At 59.1% G+C, this 330-nt stretch carries 1 pseudogene; it reads left to right on the top strand.

The features are described from left to right. A pseudogene (locus tag J4G32_RS20750) lies at positions 1-330 on the top strand (anthranilate synthase component I); the annotation flags it as partial.

Genomic DNA, 330 nt, shown 5'->3' with positions numbered 1-330 from the left:
TGTTTGCCTACGACCTGGTCGCTGGCTTTGAAGCGCTGCCACACCTTGAGGCTGGCAATAACTGCCCGGACTACTGCTTTTATTTAGCGGAAACGCTGATGGTGATAGACCATCAGAAAAAAAGCACCCGTATTCAGGCCAGTCTGTTCACCGCCAGCGACCGGGAAAAACAGCGCCTGAACGCCCGCCTGGCGTACCTTAGCCAACAGTTAACCCAGCCTGCGCCGCCGTTGCCGGTCACGCCGGTGCCGGACATGCGCTGCGAATGCAATCAGAGCGATGACGCGTTCGGCGCGGTGGTACGCCAGTTGCAAAAAGCCATCCGCGCGG

The organism is Microvirga antarctica (assembly GCF_017921815.1).
Lineage (GTDB): Bacteria > Pseudomonadota > Alphaproteobacteria > Rhizobiales > Beijerinckiaceae > Microvirga > Microvirga antarctica.
Note: the sequence above shows the minus strand (reverse complement) of the source record. Positions and strands in the feature narration are given on the sequence as shown.